Here is a 20,277-nt window from a genome sequence, read left to right as displayed (position 1 = left end):
AATATATGATAAAATTCATAGCAAAGGTTTCAAAATAGGTGTATTATATATAGTATAAAATAACATAATTATCTAATTTAGGTGAAGTTTCGTGTATTTATTTATAAAATTAATCCATTTTAATAGAGTTTTAGTTTATAGGAGGATTTACAATAGTAAATGGTAAAAATTACAGAAAATAAGAAAAAAACAATAAAACTTAAAATTAATAAAAAGAAAATGATAAGGTCACTATGCATACTGATCTTATCAATTTATGTTTTACATCTATTCTTAGTGCATTTTGTAGTTAATAGATATAATGAGCGTATATATCCTGGAGTTAAAGTAGAGGGCATAAATTTAAGTGGGGAAACTGAAAAAGAGGCTGTAGATACTTTAAAGCACAAATATGTAAATGAAGCATTGAAAAAAAATATATTGATTAAAGCTGGAAATAAAGTGTATACAATAAACTATTCAAAGCTGAATATGAATTATAACATAGAGGATACTGTAAAAGATGCTTTTAAATATGGCAAAAAGGGTGATATTTACGATAAATATAAAATCATAAGAAGTGCAAAAGAAAAACAGTTTAGTTTAAAGTACAGCTATAATAAAAACGAAGTTGAAGAAGTTATATCAAAAATTGAGAATGATTTTGATAGAAAACCAATAAACGCCAAAGTAACTAGAGATAAAAATGATAAATTTCAAATTACTTCTGAAAAGCAGGGGCAAGAGATTGATAAGGACAAGCTTATTGAAGATATGGAAACTGAAATTAATAGCAAAGATACTAAAGATGTAATGGTTAATGTTAAAATGAAAAAAATTCAGCCTGTAATGAAAAAATCAGATTTAAAAAAGATAGATACAAAAATATCTAGTTTTACAACTGATTTTTCATCATCTACAGATAGTAGAGCTAATAATATTAGTGTGGCAGTAAAGAGTTTAGATGGAATTACAATAATGCCTAATCAAATATTTAGTTTTAATAATATAGTAGGAGAAAGAACAGAAAAAAGAGGATATGAAGCCGCTGGAGTTATTGTAGGCGATAAGTTAGAATCTGGTTTTGGGGGTGGCGTATGTCAGGTATCAAGTACTCTTCATAATGCTATAATAAGGGCAGGTATAGTACCTATAGAGAGGGACCATCATAATTTACCTGTTAGCTATGTTGGACTTGGAATGGATGCAACAGTAGACTACGGAAATATAGATTATAAATTTAAAAATACATTGAATTATCCAATATATATAGAATGTTTAGAAAAGGATGGAAGCTTAACATTTAATATCTATTCTAATTCTAAGCTAACTGAAAAAACCTATAATCTTGTAAATAGTGTTAAAACAACAAAGGAAGATAATAAAACAGTACTAACGGTAAAAGCTTACAAAGTTACTTATAAGGATGGAAAACAAATTTCTAAGCAAGAGATAAATACTGATAAATATAGACTCCCAAACTAGGAGCTCTATAGAGTTTCTAAACGAAAGATCGACTTATACTCAGGATATTTTGATAAGGTTAAGTAAAGAGTATTAAGCCTTATATGCAAAATATTTAAAATACAATACTATTGAAGTTAGAGGCATCTTTTACAAATTTTTATTGGTGACTTAAATATTATAACAAGGTATAATATTTACAAGCATATATTTTTAATTTAATAGTAAAAGCATTAATAGATTTCATTTAAGCTAGGGGGGGAAATTTTAAAATTATGAGCAAACTTGGGGTAAAAATTCTCAGGTTAGTATGTGTAGTTGTTGGTGCTATTGTAGCGATATCTTTGATAAGTTCTACTATTGTACTTAAAAGGGCGGAATCACAACTGAGAGACAAAGCAAAACAGTCTATCACAGAATCAGTTAGTATTATTGACAAGAATAAGATAGAAAAAATTATAAAGGATAGATCTAACAATTCTAAAGAATATGGTGAAGTACTAAATTCTATGATAGTGTTCAAGGCAAAAAAAGATATCAAAAATTTTTATGTTTACATAAAAAAAGACAATAAAACTGCACAATTTTTGATAGATGCTTCACCTGATCCAGCAGGTTATTTGGAAAACTACGAAATGCAGGGGGGAATGATCAGTGCTTTTGATGGTAGTATTGCTGTTGATAGCGAACCATCGTCAGATAAATGGGGAACTTATATGTCAGCTTATGCTCCAATAAAAAATTCATCTGGACAAGTTATAGCTGCCATTGGAGCGGATGAAGATGTGTCCACATTTGAAAATATTAAAAAATTGTTTTTTTATCTCTCCATCTTACAAGTCATAATTGCTGTCATTATATCTCTAATTTCGGTGTGGTTATTTTCAAAAAAATTAAAGTATAACATTGGCATAATTGAAAGTAAATTAGTAGATATGAGTGAGGGTAATTTGCAGGGGAATGTGGAATTGAAGACAAAGGACGAAATCGAACAAATAATGCATTCTTTAAATGATTTTAGGTTAAAAGTTAGTAATATTTTAATAAATATAAAAGAACATGTAAGTAATGCCCATGGAAGTTCTGATGATTTATATAGTATATCTAAAGAAATGTCGCTGTCTGCAGAAAATGTTTCTTTAATCATTCATAAAGTGTCAGAAAATTCCGAAAAACAAGCCTACCATATTGTAAGCATGGAAGAGGTGTTTGATGAATTTGGAAAAAGAATAGAAAATGCTACTAAGATGATAAATGAATTTAGCGTTATGGGAAATAATATTAGCGAAAAGTCCAAGAAAAGCAGTACTGATGTGAATTTACTAATAAAATCAATAACAGATTTAAATGTTCAATTTAAATCTGTTGCAGAAAAGATTCAAGGATTAGGTGCTAATATTGATAAAATAAGTGATATTACAAATTTAATAAATGATATATCAGATCAGACTAATTTACTTGCATTGAATGCATCCATAGAAGCATCTAGGGCTGGAGAAGCTGGGAAGGGATTTAGTGTAGTGGCAGATGAAATTAGGATTCTTGCAGAACAGTCAAAAATTTCATCTGAAAATATTAATGAACTTTTAAAAAATGTTTCTAATCAAAGTACTGCTGTTGTTGCTGATACTAAAAATGTAGATTGTCAATTTTCAAATCAAATTGGTATTGTAAACAACATTGCAAGTTCTTTTAGGGTAATAATTGATGATATAGAAAAATTGCTGCCAGGAATAAATCTAGTTAATAAATCTATGATAGAGGCTGACAATAATAAATCTATTATAATAAATAATTTAGAGACGTCATCCTCTTCAGCAAAAGAAATTTCTACATCTTCTAAAGATATAGCTGCCATAGCTGAGGAATTGAGTAGTTCTGCAGAAGAGGTTACTAATTCAGCTGAAAAGCTATTATATGTTGTCAATAATGTAATGGAAAATGTAAATAAGTTCAAAACAGAAGAATAAACAGAGTTCTAAGCATCAGGTGGAGTTTTGACTCCACCTGATGCTTATTAACAGGATTCTTAGTGCTTCAGCACTTAGAAGGCGTTATCCTTTTTACTATTTTTTATGGGGATTATAAACTACTTGAGTTAATTGATGATATCTTATTGAAATTACTTATTCTGTAGAAAACCATAGAAATTTGTAGTATTTTAATAAATTTAGTACAAATTGACATATAGTAGCTATTAATGATATAATTTTCTTAATATAGTAAATAAAAAAATAAATTTTAATATTAGCAAAATTATAAAGGAGGTAAAATAAGGTGGCTTATGAATTTTCACCTATAAAGTTTGATAATACGGGTTATATTAGAGATTCGGTATTTTCTATCTTACGTAATGCTATTCTTGATGGGAAATTAGAACCAGGTCAGCGTCTTGTAGAACGTAACATTGCAGAGCAATTAAGAATAAGTAGGACTCCAGTAAGAGAAGCTATTAGAAAACTTGAAATCGAGAAATTGGTTACTCATATCCCTCGCAAAGGTGTGGTTGTTTCTGGATTTACTAAAGAAGATATAGAAGAAATTCAGGTAATTAGAATATCATTAGAAGCTCTCAGCTGTAGTATTGCAGCGTCAAAAATAAAAGAACCTGAGTTAAAAAGTTTAGATTCTATTAATAATAAAATGTTAGAAGAGTACCAAAAAGGAAACGTTGCCAAATCAACTTCACTAAATAGAAAATTTCATGAAAGTATTTATAAGGCTGCAAAAAGTCCACATCTATATTATTTTGTTAGTACACTTCGTGAGTACATTAGTAAATTTACAAAACTAACCTATACAAAACCTGGTCGACTTCAGGAAGCTTTTACTGAGCATAGTGAAATTATCAAAAATTTGCGTCAACATAATAGTGATGGATCATATAATTCGGCTAAGAAACACGTTGAGAAATCCAGTGAGGCATTTTTAAAAATGGCATATTTTGAAAAAAAGTAATAATTTTTTCAAAATATTTTAATGGATATTATAAATAGTGCAGACTGCAAAATTACTGATTTTTTAGTATTATTTGTATGATTATATAAATAATATATTTTAAGGTAAACTATTGAAATCATTAATTACTTGTGATACTATAAATGTGGAGATGAAATTAAAATGTTTTTAGTTAGAATTGGTATACCGTATACCAATTTAAAAAAATAAAAACACCAAAGTTTAACTTTACTAAAAAAATTGTAGTTACTTCAATTTTTCTTATTAAAAGTAAAAAGAGGTGCATGTCAAAATAGTATAACCTAATAGTATTAGATTGAAAGTTACGGAAAATTTAGTAGGATATGTAAGTAAACTCATATAGAGAAATTACTTATATATTATTACAAATATAACAGTTAAATCTGAACATTCAAAACATTTCACAATTATTTAAAGCTTTTAATAATATATGACACAATATAATCTATTAATAAATTATATACCAAGTATCATATATTACTTTTCACAGTAATAAATATTATAATCATGTTTTCTTAATTAAGTGGTCTTTATCTAATAATTATCCGTTCTAATATTTTTATCTCATATTGTAAACTTATAATGAATCAAATTTTAAACAATGTATATAGAATATATCATTAAAATGTTTTTATCCAAATTTGGTATACCGTATACCAAATTCAATTAAATAAAAATGCTAAAGCCCAATTTTATTTAATTGAATTTTCCCAAGTGTATGTTGTGATCAGCTGCGTCCCTAGATAACGCATTTTACCTAAATGATAACGTCTTCTAAGTGCTAAAGAATCCTGTTTATTAAAAGTAAAAAAAGAGGTGTATGTCAAAATGGTACAACTTAATAGTATTAAGCTAAAAGTTAAAGAAGGCTTAGTTGAAGATTCTCGAAAAGGCATCATTCGCATGAATCGAGAAGATATGGAATTATTAGGATTGGATACGGGACAATTTGTAAATATCAAAGGAAAAAGAAATACTGTAGCAAAAGTTTATCCATCATTTAACGCCATTTATGGAATGCCTCTTATTCAAATGGATGGAATTATTAGAAGAAATGCTGGTATGGGCATTGATGATATTGTAACTATTAGTAAAGCTGAAGTGAAAACAGCACGCAAAATAATGCTTTCTCCCATAGACACATTTTTCAAACCTAAAGAAGATGATAAAAAGGAAATTAGAAATATGCTTAAGGGAATTCCAATGATTAGTGATGATGAATTGTCTTTAATGATCTTTGGACACAATGAAGTTGGGTTTTATGTAAGTGGAACAGCACCATCTGGCCCAGTGAAAATAGATGAAAAAACTGATCTTATTTTTGTAGAAGGGGAGCTTGGAGATGTACGAGCAAGAGTTACATATGAAGATATAGGAGGTTTAAACAAAGAAGTTAAAAAAATAAGAGAAATTGTAGAACTTCCTTTTAAATATCCAAGTATATTCAAAAAATTAGGATTTGAAGCACCAAAAGGCATTTTGCTTTACGGGCCTCCAGGTACAGGAAAAACTTTAATAGCTAAAGCCATAGCATCAGAGACGAAAGCTCATTTTATTCATGTAAATGGTCCTGAAATAATAAATAAGTTTTATGGTGAAAGCGAAGCAAAAATTAGAGAAATATTTAAGGAAGCTAAAAGTAGAGCGCCAAGTATAATTTTTCTTGATGAACTTGATTCAATAGCACCAAGAAGAGAATATGTACATGGTGAAGTTGAAAAGAGAGTTGTAGCACAACTTCTGGCACTTATGGATGGTTTAGAGAGTCGAGGACAAGTTGTCGTAATCGGTGCTACCAATATACCTGATTCACTAGATCCTGCATTAAGGCGGGCAGGAAGATTTGATAAAGAAATTGCAATAATGCCTCCAGATAAAAAAGGAAGATTCAAAATATTACAAATTCATACAAAGGGTATGCCTCTTGACGAAGATGTAAAATTAGAGGAGTTAGCTGATATTACCTATGGATTTGTTGGATCAGATCTTTCAGCCTTATGTAAAGAAGCTGGTATGATAGCTTTACGTAATATATTATCGAAAGTTGGATTAGATGAAATACTTCCCCCATTTAAAGTTTCTATGGACAATTTTATTGAAGCTCTGCGAGAAATTCAACCTTCTTCTACTCGTGAATATTGTACAGAAGTCCCTGATGTAAAGTGGGAAAATATTGGAGGATTAGAAGAAGTTAAAGATACTTTAAAAACTTTAATAGAGCTTCCACTACATGATCTCAATTTATGCAAAGAATATAATTTTACCCTCCCAAAAGGTATTTTATTGACAGGTCCCTCAGGTAGTGGAAAAACTTTACTTGCAAAAGCTGCTGGTAATTCTACAAAGGCAAACTTTATTACTATAAGTGGACTTACTCTAGCATCTCATGGGATGGGGGAAGCTGAAAAGGTTTTACATGATATATTTATTAAAGCAAAACAAAGTTCTCCTTGTATTTTGTTTTTCGATGAAATCGATGCTATATGCAGCTACAGATCTAATTCAGCAAATAATTTATCAGATAGGCTTATAAGTCGTCTTATACTCGAATTTGATAACCTAGAAAAATCTAATGAAGTCATAGTATTAGCTGCTACAAATAGAATAAATCTAATTGATCCAGTTTTACTACGAGAAGGACGATTTGAATATATACTAGAAATTCCGCTGCCAAATGTAGATGAGAGGGAGGCTATTTTAAAAATCCATTCTCAAAAGTTACCTATTTCAGAAAGTGTAGATTTTAGGCAATTAGCTGAAAACACCAAGGGAATGACTGGGGCAGAACTGGCTACTTTATGTCATAAATCTTCATTTATAGCACTTACACAAGCAATGAAGATAGGATTAAAGATTAAAATAGATGATAAAATCTTTAATCAAGCCATTGCTGAGGTAAATCATAAAAAGAAATTTGAGGAGGTGATTGCCCCCAAATAGCAGCTTTACAGCTGTGTACATTACCAAGTATTAAATTATTAAAAAAGAAGGTGGAGAATAGTGACAAATAAAAATTTGTTTGCCGAACCAGATTTAAAGCAAATCACAGTTTGGGGAAGAGGAGTGTATGAAAACAAAGAAGCTCGTGATGTAGTTGTCTCTCTAACTGAAGCTGCTGCACTAGAAGGTAAGTGTGTTCAAGCCTGGGAAAATTATGTTGATCTCCCTGACCGTATCTATGTTCCAGTAAGGGCCTATGGTAAAATTAGCCCTAAACCAATCGAATCCAAATATGTCTATGAAAATGAGACTCCAGATATTGTTGCACTTACAGAAGAAACTCTTGTTAAGGGGATTGACATTTTAGCTGGAATTAGACCTGGGGCTGTTCTTGTAATTAATACTAAGAGGGCACCTGAGTATTTGTTCAAATTTATTAAAAAAAATACGGAAAACCTTTCTAAGATAATAACAATAGATGCCAATAAATTGTCAAAATCCATTATTACCCTTTCAGGGGCAGAAGGTGCAACAGATGCATCCGGTATTGGTAAAGGTATGGGTGCAGCATTAGCTGCTGCTATTGTCAAAGGTACCGGAATTGTGCAGATGGATGATTTATTAAAAATTGTTGTAAATAAGAGTGCTGCTAAAAAAGCATATGACCAAGCTGTTGTCGTAGATGCGAATACTTTATAAAACATTAAAATATTGAGGAGGTGCTGTAAAATGGCTGTACCATATGAAAAGATTCCTTTTGCAGGAACTGTTAAATCACCACAAAAAGAAAATGAAGGAATGATCACCGGAAATTGGCGTACAAGGAGACCAATATTAGATGCTGAAAAATGTACAGAATGCCAGATTTGTTGGATTAGCTGCCCTGATTCATGTGTCAACCTTATGACTAAAGACAGTCCCATTAATTTTAATTTGAAATATTGCAAAGGTTGTGGATTATGTGCTGAGATGTGTCCGGTTGGAGCAATAAGCTTAGTTCCTGAACTGGATTTTGAAGATTAAGTTTATATTAAACAGGAGGTGAATTAAAACAATGAAAACTAATATAAAAAGAATGTCTGGTTGTGTTGCAACAGCTAACGCAGTTAAGTTAGCTAATGTTGATGTCATATGTTCCTATCCAATTCGTCCATATACTGGAATTATGTCAGAATTGGCACGAATGGTTGCAGATGGAGAATTAGATGCTGAATTTGTTCTTGGTGAAGGTGAACATGGACAGTTAAGTGTTGTCTATGGAGCTTCAGCTGCTGGTGCCCGTGCATTTACAGGTAGTTCAGGAGTAGGTGTAACTTATGCAATGGAAGTTTATTCTCCAATTTCAGGTGAAAGACTGCCACTTCAGATGGCAATTGCAGATCGTACATTAGATCCACCAGGAGATTTTGGTTCTGAACAGACAGATGCTATGTGCTGTCGTGACCAAGGCTGGATTCAAGGATGGGCATCCACTCCTCAAGAAGCTTTGGATATGACTCTTATGTACTATCGTATAGGTGAAGATCCTAGAGTTCTTTTACCTCAATATGCTTGTCAAGATGGATATTTTGTATCCCACATACTTGGCGAAGTTGATGTACCATCACAGGAACAGGTTAATTCATTTTTACCACCATATAAAAATCACCATGTTTTAGATACAAGAAATCCTCAGATTCTTGGTGCACAAATGGAACCTGAAATGGGTCCTGGTACACAATATCAGCGCCATTTAGCTGTAGAGGGTACTTATAAAGTAATTGAAGAAGTTCATGATGAATTTGGTAAAACCTTTGGACGTAAATATGATCCATGGCTGGAAGAATATATGACCGACGATGCTGAAATAGTTATCTTTATGCAAGGTGGACATACTGAAACAGCAAAAAACGTTGCGATGCACCTTCGTAATCTTGGAGAAAAGGTTGGAGTAGTAAGGTTACGTACTTTACGTCCATTCCCAACAAAACAAGTAAGAGAATGTTTAAAAAGATTTAAAGTTGTAGGTGTAGTTGACAATTCAGTAAACTTTGGAATTTCATGTGGAGCAGGAGTTTTACTTACTGAAGCTAGAGCTGCTTTATACAATAATGATGAAAAAGTTAAAACAGTTGGATTTGTTGCAGGTTTAGGTGGATCAATGATTACCCATGATGAATTTTACAAGATGTTTAACATACTGAAAGAGGTAAATAAAACAGGTAAAATTGAAAAACAAAGCTATTGGGCACCATTTGAACTATAAATGAGGGGAGGAAAGTTAAATGTTAGAACAAATTAAATCTATTAAACAAGCACCAGTGGAAGAATATTATGTTCCAGGTCACCGTACCTGTGCAGGCTGCGGTCCTGCTTTGCAGTATAGATTGGTTGCTAAAGCTGCAGGCAAAAATACAATTTTCATTGGGCCTACTGGTTGTATGTATGTTGCAAATACAAGCTATGGCTGTGGTCCTTGGGATGTTCCATGGATACATGCACAGATAACAAACGGTGGTGGAGTTGCATCTGGTATATCAGCCGCATTTAAAGCTATGATCAGAAAACATAAAACAGATGCAGAATATCCAAATATTATTGTCATGGCCGGTGATGGTGGTACATCTGATATTGGTATTCAATCTTTATCTGCAGCTTTTTATAGGGGACATAATATAGTATTTATCTGTTATGATAATGAATCTTACGCAAATACAGGAATACAAGCTTCTCCAACTACTCCTTATGGTGCATGGACTACATTTACACCAGCAGGGCCTGTAGTTCCAGAAGGTAGAAAACTTATGCCTAAAGATATTACAAAGATTATGGCACATGGACATCCAGAATTAAAATATTTAGCTACTGCCTCAGTAGGATATCCTGTGGATTTAATGAATAAAGTACGTAAAGCTTGCAATGCAGAAGGGCCTGCCTTCCTTTACATTCATGCTCCATGTCCAAAAGGCTGGAGTTTCCCAGCAGAAAAGACAGTAAAAGTTGCCAAATTAGCAGTAGAAACAGGAATGGTACAGCTGTACGAACTTGTTGATGGTGAATACAAGCTCACTATAAAACCAGCTAAATACAAACCAGTTAGTGAATATATTAAATATCAAGGGAGATTTAGTCACCTGCAGCCAGAACATATCCAAAAGCTTCAACAATTTGCAAATCAACGTTTGAAGGAAGTTGGAGTAGAAAATACTATATCCCAAACAATAGAATAAAAAAGTCTTAAAATAAAGGGTGAGTTACTAAAATAATATAATTATAAGATTATTTATATTATGTAACCTCGGATCAATCAAAAGATTGTTCCGGGGTTAATATTAAATAATTTACAAAACTGAATATAGTTTAAAGGAGGAGAAATGCATGTCTGATATTGATGAAATAAAGACAAAAAGCATTAATGAATATGGACCAATTCTTGGTAACCGTTGGATTCAACTTGTTGTTGCGTTTGTATCTATGGTAATGATTGCAAATCTTCAATATTCTTGGACTTTGTTTTCAATTCCATTATCTAAACATATAGGTACTTCTCTAGTAGTCATACAATATGCTTTTACAATATATATTATTATGCAAACTTTTTCTCAACCTATTGCTGGTTATTTACTCGACAGGGTTGGATCAAACATGATGTTTATCTTAGCAGGTATCTTAGTTGGCATAGGATGGAGTATGATGGGCCAAACTCATTCAGTTACTGGTATTTATTTTTTCTATGCATTAGCTGGAATTGGAGCAGGAATTGTTTATGGCGGAAGTGTGAGTATAGCAGTTAGATGGTTTCCGGATAGGCGAGGTCTTTGTTCTGGGCTAATAGTAGCAGGATATGGAATGGGTTCAATGCCTTTTATTCCATTAATTTCACGTATGCTATCAAAAGGAAATGTTTCTGTACCATTTATATATACAGGAATACTTCAAGGTATTGTGATTGTAATTGCAGCAATACTTTTACGTTATCCTGTTGGTTCAAAGGTTATTACTAAAAAAGAGAAAAAGGAAGCAATTGCAAAATTGGACCAATCAGAAATTGGATTCAAGCCTTCAGAAATGGTAAGAACTCCTCATTTTTGGCTTACATGGTCAATGTTTTTTAGTATTAATGTTGGAGGTCTTATAATAACAGCTAATACAACACCATTTGGTAAAAGAATGGGCATTGCTGCTACATATATAACACTGGCTGTAACTATGAATTCTTTTGCTAATGGAACCAGTAGATTTTTCTGGGGATGGATTTCAGATAAAATAGGTCGATATAAAACTATGGCTATCGGTTTTGGATTAAATGCAATATTTCTATTTCTATTACCGATATTAGGAAGTAAAAGCAACATTTTATATGTGATATGTTTAGCATGTGTAATGTTTACATTTGGTGAGGCTTTTTCACTGTTCCCATCAGTAAACGCAGATATGTTTGGAACGACATACTCTGCTGCTAATTATGGAATTTTGAATAGTGCCAAAGGAACTGCATCACTTCTAGGTGGCGGCCTAGGTGTATTTCTTGCAAGTTCCTTTGGGTGGAATATTGTATTTTCAGCTGCTGCTATACTTTCATTATATGCATCTATAATGTCGATAGTTTTACCTAAAATACCAAAACCTAAAAGAAAAGAAATCATCACAAATGAAAACAAACCTGTCACGATTTCATAACATTTAGTATATGCCCCCGTAAAACTTTATTAATAGGGAATATGCTTTTCCGATACTTCTTCTGTTTCTTGTAGTATATCATAATACTTAAGCAATTGCAATGGTATTTGGTATACCAAGTGCTATTTAACATTAAATTATTTATTAGAATGGAGGGAAAAGTTAATGACAAAAAAATTAGATGATAAAAATTTTGAAGGGTTCATAAAGGACAGTTTCTATTCTACAGTGGGTTTTTATGCTCCTTCTGTAGAAAATCAGGATAAGATGATTGAGGTAATAGAGCAGTTTTCAAAAACCCATGGTAGTGTAAGCTGCGGTATAATGGACATTACCGGACAAAATATACCTGATGAATATGGAATTGGTGAAGATGAAACCCCCATAGTCGTTGTGTTCAAACAGGGAAATCCTTTTAAAGCTATAACAGATATCTCAATTGAAAATATTGCAAATGCAATTACACCACCAGGTAAAAACATAACTTTACAATAAGAAACATATTGAATCTAAATGAAAACAGGGAATACAAGGATATTAAAAAAAGTATACTTGTATTCCCTAAAAAAATTAATCTTACTTCTCTGAATTTTTGCTTAGAGTATTTATATTTTAGCAGTTGAGAGCAATTTCGTTGGCACTCCAAATTGCATCCATTATATTAGCAGCTTGGTATGCATCTCCGATTAAGTATAGGTCAGTTATCTTTCCGTTAAGCTTGTTGTATAATTCTCTGTCTGATTTAAATCCAACGGCAATTGCGACGGTATCTGCAGATACTTCTTGTTTTTTAAATTTATTATTAATAAGTACTGCACCTTTGTCGGTTACTTCCAACAGTGAATTACTTGTAATGGTTTTTACGTTATACATATTCAAAAGATCTATAAGCATGATTTTGTTCATATGTGGAATTGGTTTCCCTGCACTTAATATTGTATCTTTTGCTTCAACAATGGTAACATTTTTACCTTGTTTTGCAAGATAAAGTGCAGCTTCACAGCCTACAAGTCCGCCACCTACAATAAGTACGTTATTGCCAACTTTTTTAGTACCATTTAAAAGTTCCACAGCTGTTATAACTTTATCTTTTTCTATACCAGGAACATTGATTTTAATTTCTTTTGCACCAGTTGCAATTATAACTACATCCGGTTTTTCTTTTTCTACAAGTTCTTCTGTTACTTTTGTATTGAAATTAACTTTAACTTCAAGTTCCTTTATTTCATTCTTATACCAATCAATTAGCCTTCTGTCATCTACTTTGAAATCAGGTACGGAACCGGGAATGATCACTCCGCCGAGTTTATCTGTACCTTCATAAATTGTAACATCATGTCCTCTCATTTTTATAATTCTAGCTGCTTCCATCCCGGCAACTCCACCTCCTACAACCATAACTTTCTTTGGTGTAAGTGTAGGTTTTATTTCATAATACCTTTCTCTGCCGACAGCTGGATTTACTGTACAGCTCAAAGGTTTTCCTTCAAATCCTCTGCCAAGACATCCAGTATGGCATCCAATACAAGGACGAATTCTTTCAGAATTATTTGAGAGAACTTTTTTTGGCCAGTATGGATCTGCTAGAAGTGGCCTTCCAAGTCCAACCATATCTGCTGCTTCATCGTCAAGAGCTTTTTCTGCATCCTCTGGTATACCTAATTTTCCTGCAACTATAACTGGAATTTTTACAACTTTTTTTAATTCTTTGGTATAAGGTAAATATAATCCGTTCTTTTGGTAAATAGGGGGATGTGACCAGTACCATGCATCATATGTTCCTACATCTGTATTGAGTTCATCATATCCTGCTGCTTCGAGGATTTTTGCTGCATTAAGGCCTTCTTTTAAGTCACGACCTTTTTCAACGTAGTCTTCATCTGGGAGCCCTCCCTGCCTCCAGTCTTTTATGCAGCTTTTTACGCTGTATCTTAAGCCTACTGGAAAGTCATCTCCTAACCTTGCTTTTATTCCCTGAACTATTTCTATAGGGAGCTGGAGTCTTCCTCTTAAATCTCCACCATATTTATCTGTTCTTCTATTGAATATGGAAAGTGTAAACTGGTCAAGCAAGTAGCCTTCATGTACAGCATGTATTTCAACACCATCAAAGCCTGCTTTTTGAGCAATATCTGCACCTTCAATGAACTTTGAAACTATCCATTCTACTTCTGAAGTGGTAAGTGCTCGACAGGTAACAGTTGGATCCCAATAATTTGGAATATCTGAAGCAGAGACAGGTTGAGATGTTAAAAGTGTTCCTGGAGCCCCGCTTCTTCCAAAGCCCATTGTCAGTTGCAAAAATATTTTTGCACCATAAGCATGAACTCTTTCTGTCATCTCTGAGGATGTCATTAGAAATCTTCCTGGGTTTATTGAAATAACAGGAATGATACCTGGTACAACCTTATCTAATTCATTTTCAACTTTAGTAATACTTGTTATAATAAGGCCAGTACCGCCTTTGGCTCTTTCTACATAATAGTCAATAGCCCTTTGATTATAGCAACCTTCATTATCCACAAGTCCAAAAGCTCCCATAGGTGCCATTGATATTTTATTTTTTACTTCCATCTTCCCTATTTTAATAGGTTGAAACAAAGATTCATTTTTCATAATAACTTACCTCCCTCTATTTATTTTTCCTAATTTACTTGATTATACTACTAAAGATAGAATATTGTTAATAAAATATCAATATTAAATTCGAAAGATTCTGGCTATTTACGGTTAAAAAGTTTAAATTTTTTATATAATATTATAAATTAAACGTTATTTTGAGATATTACTTTATTATCCTATGTATTAGACAGTTAAGTACAAAAAATATTACAAAATCATATTTATAATTGACAAAGTATTAACGAGACTAAAGTAGCAATTTTTATATCGTTTTTTGCCGAAAATAAATTTGTCATAAAATGTGCTATAATTGTATTTATCCGATTGCTACCATTGCTAACTCCCCATCTTCTTCAAAGTGGGGAGATAAGCACTGCTACGCACCTGGATAAGTTCTTCTAAGGTTCAGATGGAGAAAAGGTATTTCCTTATAAACAAACTCCATCTGAACCTAAGAATCACTTGATAAATCAAATTTAGGGGGCATTACATAATGGAAGAAGAAGAGATTAAAAAATTAAAGGAGTTGGTATGTAGTACAATTGAAAAAAATACAGAAAAAATAATAAGTTTCGCAAAATCTGTAGAAAAAGAACCAGAATTAGGATTTAAGGAGCAGAAAACATCAAAGAAAGTAAAAGAAATTTTTGACGAAATAGGTTTGAACTATCGAGATGGACTTGCTTTAACTGGAGTGAAGGCAAAATTAAAAGACCAGTGTGAAGGTGTAAATGTAGCTGTACTTGGAGAGTTAGATGCAGTTATATGTAGAGGAAATAAAAATTCAAATCCAGAAACTGGGGCAGCTCATACTTGTGGTCATCATCTTCAACTAGGAGCTTTAATTGGTGCTGCTGCAGGATTAAAGCTTTCTGGAATTTCAGACAAGTTAGATGGAAATGTAACTTTTTTTGCGGTACCTTCAGAGGAATGCATTGAATTTGACTACAGGGAAAAACTTCGAAAGCAAGGAAAACTTCACTTTTTTGGAGGAAAACAACAGCTTATATATGAAGGTGAATTTGATGATGTAGATATAGCTATGATGATGCACTCTCTAAAAAATAGTCCTAAACCTACTGTTTCAATAGGTAAATCCAGCAATGGATTTGTTGCAAAGACAATACAATATATAGGAAAAGTAGCTCATGCTGCTGAAGCACCAGATGAAGGTGTAAATGCGCTAAATGCAGCAATGTTGGGATTAATGGGTGTAAATGCTCTTAGGGAAACTTTTAGAGATGAAGATTATATAAGATTTCATCCTATTATTACAAAAGGAGGAGATGTAGTAAACAGCGTTCCTGATGATGTAAGAATTGAAAGCTATGTGCGAGCAAGAACTATAGATGCCATGGTAAAAACCAACAAAAAAGTTGATAGAGCGCTTAAAGCTGGGGGAGATGCAGTAGGTGCAAAAACAGTTATTAAAACTATACCAGGTTATCTACCTCTTGAGTGCTGTGCTAAATTAAATGATATATATAAAGGTAACTGTAAGGGATTTCTTCCTGAGGAAAGCATTTTAGATGGAGGACATTTTTTTGCTTCAACAGACATGGGAGATATATCTCAGTTAATACCAAGCATACACCCTTATGTAGGCGGTGTAAGTGGAAACTTACATTCAAAGGAATTTAATGTAGAGGATTATAGGGCAGCTTGTATTCTGCCAGCTAAGTTATTTGCAATGACAGTAATAGATCTTTTAGTTAATGGTGCGGAAAAAGGTAAAAATATAGTAAAAAATTTCAAGCCTAAGTTTTCTAAGGAAGAATATTTAAAGATAATGGATGAGTTTAATAATTAACATAAATTCATTTTAGCTAAAAAATTATTAGGGGGCAAAATAATGTTAAAAAAGTATTTTAAAATTTTTATCCTAGCTCTTATATTAGTTGTAGTAACAGAGCTAATAGGTCAAAAGAAAATAAAACTAGGACCAGGATATCTTGTGTTTTTACCAATGCTTTATGCATTAGTTATCGGAATAATTATAAGTTTACCTAAGTTAAAAATTATGTCGGAAGATGAAATGAAGCTATCAAATGATATTATGGGAATTGTAGTAATATTATTTGTTGCAAAAATAGGTGCTACAATGGGACCTTCTATTGTTATGTTGGTTAAATCAGGATGGGCACTTTGTTTCCAGGAACTCGGTCACTTTTTAGGTACAGTAATTTTAGGACTTCCAATTGCTCTTTTACTTGGACTTAAACGTGAAGCAGTAGGAGCTACTTTCTCTATTGATCGTGAACCTAATATTGCAATTATTGCAGAAAAGTATGGTATGGATTCTCCAGAAGGACGTGGAGTAATGGGAATTTATATTTGTGGAACTTTATTTGGTGCAATTTATATAGGACTTCTTGCTGGATATATTGGATCAGTAAAAATATTTAATCCATTGGCACTAGCTATGGGATCAGGGGTAGGATCTGGAAGTATGATGGCTGCAGCTTCAGGAGCTATTACTGCTGTTTTCCCTGCAAAGGCTAAGGAAATAGCTAGTTTTGCAGCAGCATCTAATTTAATAACAACTATAGTGGGAATATATTTTACACTATTTGTTTCTTTACCAGTTGCCAATAAATTATATGATTGGTTAGAACCTAAAATCGGAAGAAGCAGCAAAAAGAGAGGGGAAATGTAGCATGAAAAGACTTATTCAGGAAGCATTTATTTTATTTTGGGTTGGAATAATTGCTTTAATAGGCAATACTATAAAAAATAAGGTTCCTTTAAAGATAGGAATTATCGGTATGGCTATATTAGTAGCTATTACTTTAATTGGTATTATAATTAAAAAAATTGTACCTGCTAATATTCCTACAGTGTTTTGGGTATCTATAGTAGCTGTTTTGGTTACAAGCCCTCTTAATCCCTATGGTGCTTTTTTGGACAAACAGTATTTAGAAAAAATAGATATGATTGCTCTTACTACTCCAGTTTTAGCTTTTGCCGGTTTGTCTTTGGGCAAGGATTTAAAACTTTTTAAATCCTTAAGTTGGAAGATAATTATTGTAGCATTAACTGTTTACACAGGCACTTTTGTTTTTGCTACTATGATTGCACAAATTGTTTTAAAAGCTACAGGACAAATATAGATTTTTTATAATTATAGGGTTTCTAACTAAAATATTAACTTATACAGAATAATTAAAATTCTTCTCCAAATACTAAATGTACGGAGAAAGGAGTTTTAATTATGGGAAGAAAATCATTTGAAATAGAATCACTGTATGATTATAAAATTGAAGATTTAATTGAGCTAAAAAACACTACGAATTCTAAATTTACTAGATTAGTATTAGCTGTGGTTACTATGAGATATCGAGGATGCTCAAATAGAGATATTATGATAGAAACAGGTCTAAGTAAAGTATCTATAGTTAAACATATTAAAAATTGGAACGAAGTTGGCATCAAAGCTATAAAAGATCATCGTGGCGGTAGTGAAGCTAAATTAGAACCAGAAATAGTTGATGATCTTATAGACGTAGTTCTAAAAAAATCCCCTATAGATTTTGATTTTACATGTCATACTTGGACTTTAGCGCTTTTAGCTCTATATGTTGAAAAAACATATGGAGTAAAAGTTTGTAATGAAACTATCAGATCCATTTTAATATCTCATAATATATCTTATAAAAGATCTCAACCTAAACCTACAAAAGCTGATAAAGATGAACAAGAAGCTTTTAAAAAAAATGCCAAAACTGCTAGATACTTTAGAGTCTTCATCTGATACTATTGTATATGCATTAGATGAGACTGGTATCAGCATAGAGTCGGACAACTATTCATCTTGGAGCCCTGTAGGTAATCCCCCTATACTAGAGAAGAATGCTTCGCATAAAGGGGTAAATATTGTAGGGTCTACTTCAATTTTAAATAATTTTCATACTGTCAATGATGTTTATTCTTCCCAAGAATCTATAACATCTGAAAAAATTAAGTCGCATATAGAATATCTGATGGAACTTAATCCTAATAAAAAAATTGTAATATTTATGGATAATGCTAAAACCCATACAAGTAAGCTAATGCAAAGCTTTTACTATGATAACAAAGATAAATTGAAGGTAGTACTTCTACCAAGGTATTCCCCATATATGAACCCTCAAGAAAATATGTGGAGAAACCTAAAAGCAAAGTTGTTTAAACCATCTGCTAGAAGTTGTATATGGGAATTAGTATCAGATATTAAAATTCTTTTTGACGAACTTAATTCTAATTTTGCTAAGATTCATTCATTAGCTTATGCTAGAAGTTTCCTAGTATAAGTTAAATTATCACTTAGAAACCCTATATAGAGTATCTAAACGAAAAATAAACTTATACGCAAAAATATTTCTGTGTATAAGTTTATTTTTTAGGTTAAAATACTTATAATTATTTTATACTTAGAAAATTTATAATTATGAGGAGAGTTAGCATGAAAATTGTTGTATTGGATGGATATACATTAAATCCCGGAGATATGAGCTGGGAACCCCTTGAAAAGCTTGGAGATTTAAATGTCTATGATCGTACTTCACATGATAACGGTAATAATTGTAGAGGAAGATTTAGCAGAGGCATTAAATAGAGGAAAAATTTCTGGAGCAGCTTTAGATGTAGTATCTACAGAGCCTTATGGACATTGCAGCAGAGAATCTAGAAAAATTTTTAGAAGGAACTCCTGTAAATGTGGTAAACAAATAATAGGTAAAAAAAGTTAGGACATATCTGAAAATAATTTTCAGATATGTCCTCATTTAGGTGAAATTTAGAAACACCTTTTAGAATCCATATTATCTTGTACATGTACAAGAGCTTCACCAAAACGTTGAAAGTGAACAATTTCTCTTGCCCATAAAAATTTAAGCACACCTATTACATCTGGATCGTCTGTTAGAGTTATAAGATGTTCATAAGTTGTTCTAGCCTTTTGCTCAGCTGCCATATCTTCGTGTAAATCTGTTATAGGATCTCCTGTAGCTTGGATGTAAGCGGATGTCCATGGAACGCCATTAGCATCTTGAGGAAAAGTAGCCCTGCCATGTTGGGTATAGTGGGAAGCTAATCCTGCTTCCTTAAGTTCATCTATGGTATCGTCTTTTAGCAGTTGATATATCATGGCAGCTATAATTTCAACGTGGGCTAACTCTTCAGTTCCTATATCTGTAAGTAGTCCTTTAGTACTGCCGCTGGGCATAGTATAACGTTGATTTAAATATCTGATAGCAGCACTTAATTCTCCATCTGGCCCTCCGTATTGAGCAGTAAGATATTTAGCCATTTGAATATCTTTTGTTTTAATTTTTACAGGATACTGTAATTTTTTTTCATAAATCCACATATGCTAAGCCTCCTATTCGCCACATTCCCAAGGCCAGGGTTCGTTTATCCAAGTCCATGGAAACTGGCTCTCGGAATATCCAAAGTTAGTTAAAATACCAAATCTGTCTTCATAGTTCCTTTTTAAACGAATGAGTTGATTTGTGAACATATTGTAATCAGACAGAGCTTTCTTATTATCAGGAAAATTATCTAGATACAAATTTAAATCTACTGTGGAAAATTCAAGCTGGCGAATTTCATCTAATAGCTTTTTACGATCATTCATGTTATTACCTCCTCGTATAA

The 20,277-nt window shown here is 32.3% G+C and carries 19 protein-coding genes and 1 pseudogene; 17 read left to right on the top strand and 3 right to left on the bottom strand.

The annotated features are described in order from the left end of the window. Positions 1-159: 159 nt before the first annotated feature. The 10 genes from B5S50_RS06160 to B5S50_RS06115 all read left to right on the top strand — a co-directional run bounded on the left by B5S50_RS06160 (position 160) and on the right by B5S50_RS06115 (position 12,516). Positions 160-1,464 carry a VanW family protein gene (locus tag B5S50_RS06160; RefSeq protein ID WP_065078689.1) on the top strand — a complete coding sequence of 435 codons (1,305 nt, stop codon included), beginning with the start codon at positions 160-162 and terminating at the stop codon, positions 1,462-1,464. Between the two features lie 254 nt (positions 1,465-1,718). After that, on the top strand, positions 1,719-3,413 hold the full coding sequence (locus tag B5S50_RS06155) for a methyl-accepting chemotaxis protein (RefSeq protein WP_065078690.1): 1,695 nt from the start codon (positions 1,719-1,721) through the stop codon (positions 3,411-3,413). A gap of 307 nt (positions 3,414-3,720) precedes the next feature. Further along, positions 3,721-4,401: a GntR family transcriptional regulator gene (locus B5S50_RS06150; RefSeq protein WP_065078691.1), complete on the top strand. Its 681-nt coding sequence runs from the start codon at positions 3,721-3,723 to the stop codon at positions 4,399-4,401. A gap of 849 nt (positions 4,402-5,250) precedes the next feature. Next, positions 5,251-7,362 (top strand): AAA family ATPase, encoded by a 2,112-nt coding sequence (locus tag B5S50_RS06145; RefSeq protein ID WP_217303361.1) that lies wholly within the window; start codon positions 5,251-5,253, stop codon positions 7,360-7,362. Between the two features lie 60 nt (positions 7,363-7,422). Further along, the gene (locus tag B5S50_RS06140; protein WP_065079330.1) at positions 7,423-8,061 is read left to right on the top strand and encodes an oxalate oxidoreductase subunit delta; all 639 of its coding nucleotides are present in this window, start codon (positions 7,423-7,425) and stop codon (positions 8,059-8,061) included. A gap of 30 nt (positions 8,062-8,091) precedes the next feature. Continuing rightward, on the top strand, positions 8,092-8,385 hold the full coding sequence (locus B5S50_RS06135) for a 4Fe-4S binding protein (protein ID WP_063599908.1): 294 nt from the start codon (positions 8,092-8,094) through the stop codon (positions 8,383-8,385). 31 nt (positions 8,386-8,416) lie between these two features. Next, positions 8,417-9,607, top strand: a complete 1,191-nt coding sequence (locus tag B5S50_RS06130) for an oxalate oxidoreductase subunit alpha (protein ID WP_065079331.1) — start codon at positions 8,417-8,419, stop codon at positions 9,605-9,607. A gap of 19 nt (positions 9,608-9,626) precedes the next feature. Then, entirely contained in the window at positions 9,627-10,571 is a 945-nt protein-coding gene (locus B5S50_RS06125; protein ID WP_217303360.1) for an oxalate oxidoreductase subunit beta, read from the top strand. Positions 10,572-10,719: 148 nt separating this feature from the next. After that, a complete protein-coding gene (gene oxlT / locus B5S50_RS06120) occupies positions 10,720-12,021 on the top strand; it encodes an oxalate/formate MFS antiporter (RefSeq protein WP_065079321.1) in 1,302 nt (433 codons plus the stop codon). Between the two features lie 165 nt (positions 12,022-12,186). Further along, complete coding sequence (locus tag B5S50_RS06115; RefSeq protein WP_065079322.1) at positions 12,187-12,516, top strand: hypothetical protein; 330 nt, start codon at positions 12,187-12,189, stop codon at positions 12,514-12,516. Between the two features lie 117 nt (positions 12,517-12,633). Here B5S50_RS06115 and B5S50_RS06110 read toward each other — a convergent pair whose 3' ends face one another. Further along, positions 12,634-14,637 carry an FAD-dependent oxidoreductase gene (locus tag B5S50_RS06110; protein WP_065079323.1) on the bottom strand — a complete coding sequence of 668 codons (2,004 nt, stop codon included), beginning with the start codon at positions 14,635-14,637 and terminating at the stop codon, positions 12,634-12,636. Positions 14,638-15,136: 499 nt separating this feature from the next. Between B5S50_RS06110 and B5S50_RS06105 the strand changes: the two genes are divergently transcribed. The 7 genes and pseudogenes from B5S50_RS06105 (at position 15,137) to B5S50_RS06075 (ending at position 19,370) form a co-directional block, all read left to right on the top strand. Further along, on the top strand, positions 15,137-16,453 hold the full coding sequence (locus tag B5S50_RS06105) for a peptidase dimerization domain-containing protein (RefSeq protein WP_217303359.1): 1,317 nt from the start codon (positions 15,137-15,139) through the stop codon (positions 16,451-16,453). A gap of 42 nt (positions 16,454-16,495) precedes the next feature. Beyond that, positions 16,496-17,299, top strand: coding sequence for a DUF3100 domain-containing protein (locus B5S50_RS06100; RefSeq protein WP_065079325.1), 804 nt, complete (start codon positions 16,496-16,498; stop codon positions 17,297-17,299). 1 nt (position 17,300) lies between these two features. After that, positions 17,301-17,753, top strand: coding sequence for a hypothetical protein (locus tag B5S50_RS06095; RefSeq protein WP_065079326.1), 453 nt, complete (start codon positions 17,301-17,303; stop codon positions 17,751-17,753). Positions 17,754-17,854: 101 nt separating this feature from the next. Further along, positions 17,855-18,394, top strand: a complete 540-nt coding sequence (locus tag B5S50_RS06090; protein ID WP_217301872.1) for a winged helix-turn-helix domain-containing protein — start codon at positions 17,855-17,857, stop codon at positions 18,392-18,394. Beyond that, the gene (locus B5S50_RS06085; RefSeq protein WP_065079513.1) at positions 18,357-18,932 is read left to right on the top strand and encodes a transposase; all 576 of its coding nucleotides are present in this window, start codon (positions 18,357-18,359) and stop codon (positions 18,930-18,932) included. Before B5S50_RS06090 ends, B5S50_RS06085 begins: the two co-directional genes overlap by 38 nt. A gap of 152 nt (positions 18,933-19,084) precedes the next feature. Then, positions 19,085-19,183 (top strand): annotated as a pseudogene (locus B5S50_RS06080) (D-2-hydroxyacid dehydrogenase); the annotation flags it as partial. Further along, on the top strand, positions 19,167-19,370 hold the full coding sequence (locus B5S50_RS06075) for an NAD(P)-dependent oxidoreductase (protein WP_065077809.1): 204 nt from the start codon (positions 19,167-19,169) through the stop codon (positions 19,368-19,370). The pseudogene B5S50_RS06080 and the gene B5S50_RS06075, both read left to right, overlap by 17 nt. Positions 19,371-19,417: 47 nt before the next feature. Here B5S50_RS06075 and B5S50_RS06070 read toward each other — a convergent pair whose 3' ends face one another. Beyond that, entirely contained in the window at positions 19,418-19,990 is a 573-nt protein-coding gene (locus B5S50_RS06070) for a manganese catalase family protein (protein ID WP_065077810.1), read from the bottom strand. 12 nt (positions 19,991-20,002) lie between these two features. Next, positions 20,003-20,257, bottom strand: coding sequence for a spore coat protein CotJB (locus B5S50_RS06065; protein WP_065077811.1), 255 nt, complete (start codon positions 20,255-20,257; stop codon positions 20,003-20,005). Between the last annotated feature and the right edge of the window lie 20 nt (positions 20,258-20,277).

Source organism: Clostridium sp. 001, from assembly GCF_019056555.1.
Lineage (GTDB): Bacteria > Bacillota > Clostridia > Clostridiales > Clostridiaceae > Clostridium_B > Clostridium_B ragsdalei.
The sequence above is the reverse complement of the archived record's forward strand: the minus strand, read 5'-3'. Positions and strand labels throughout refer to the sequence as shown.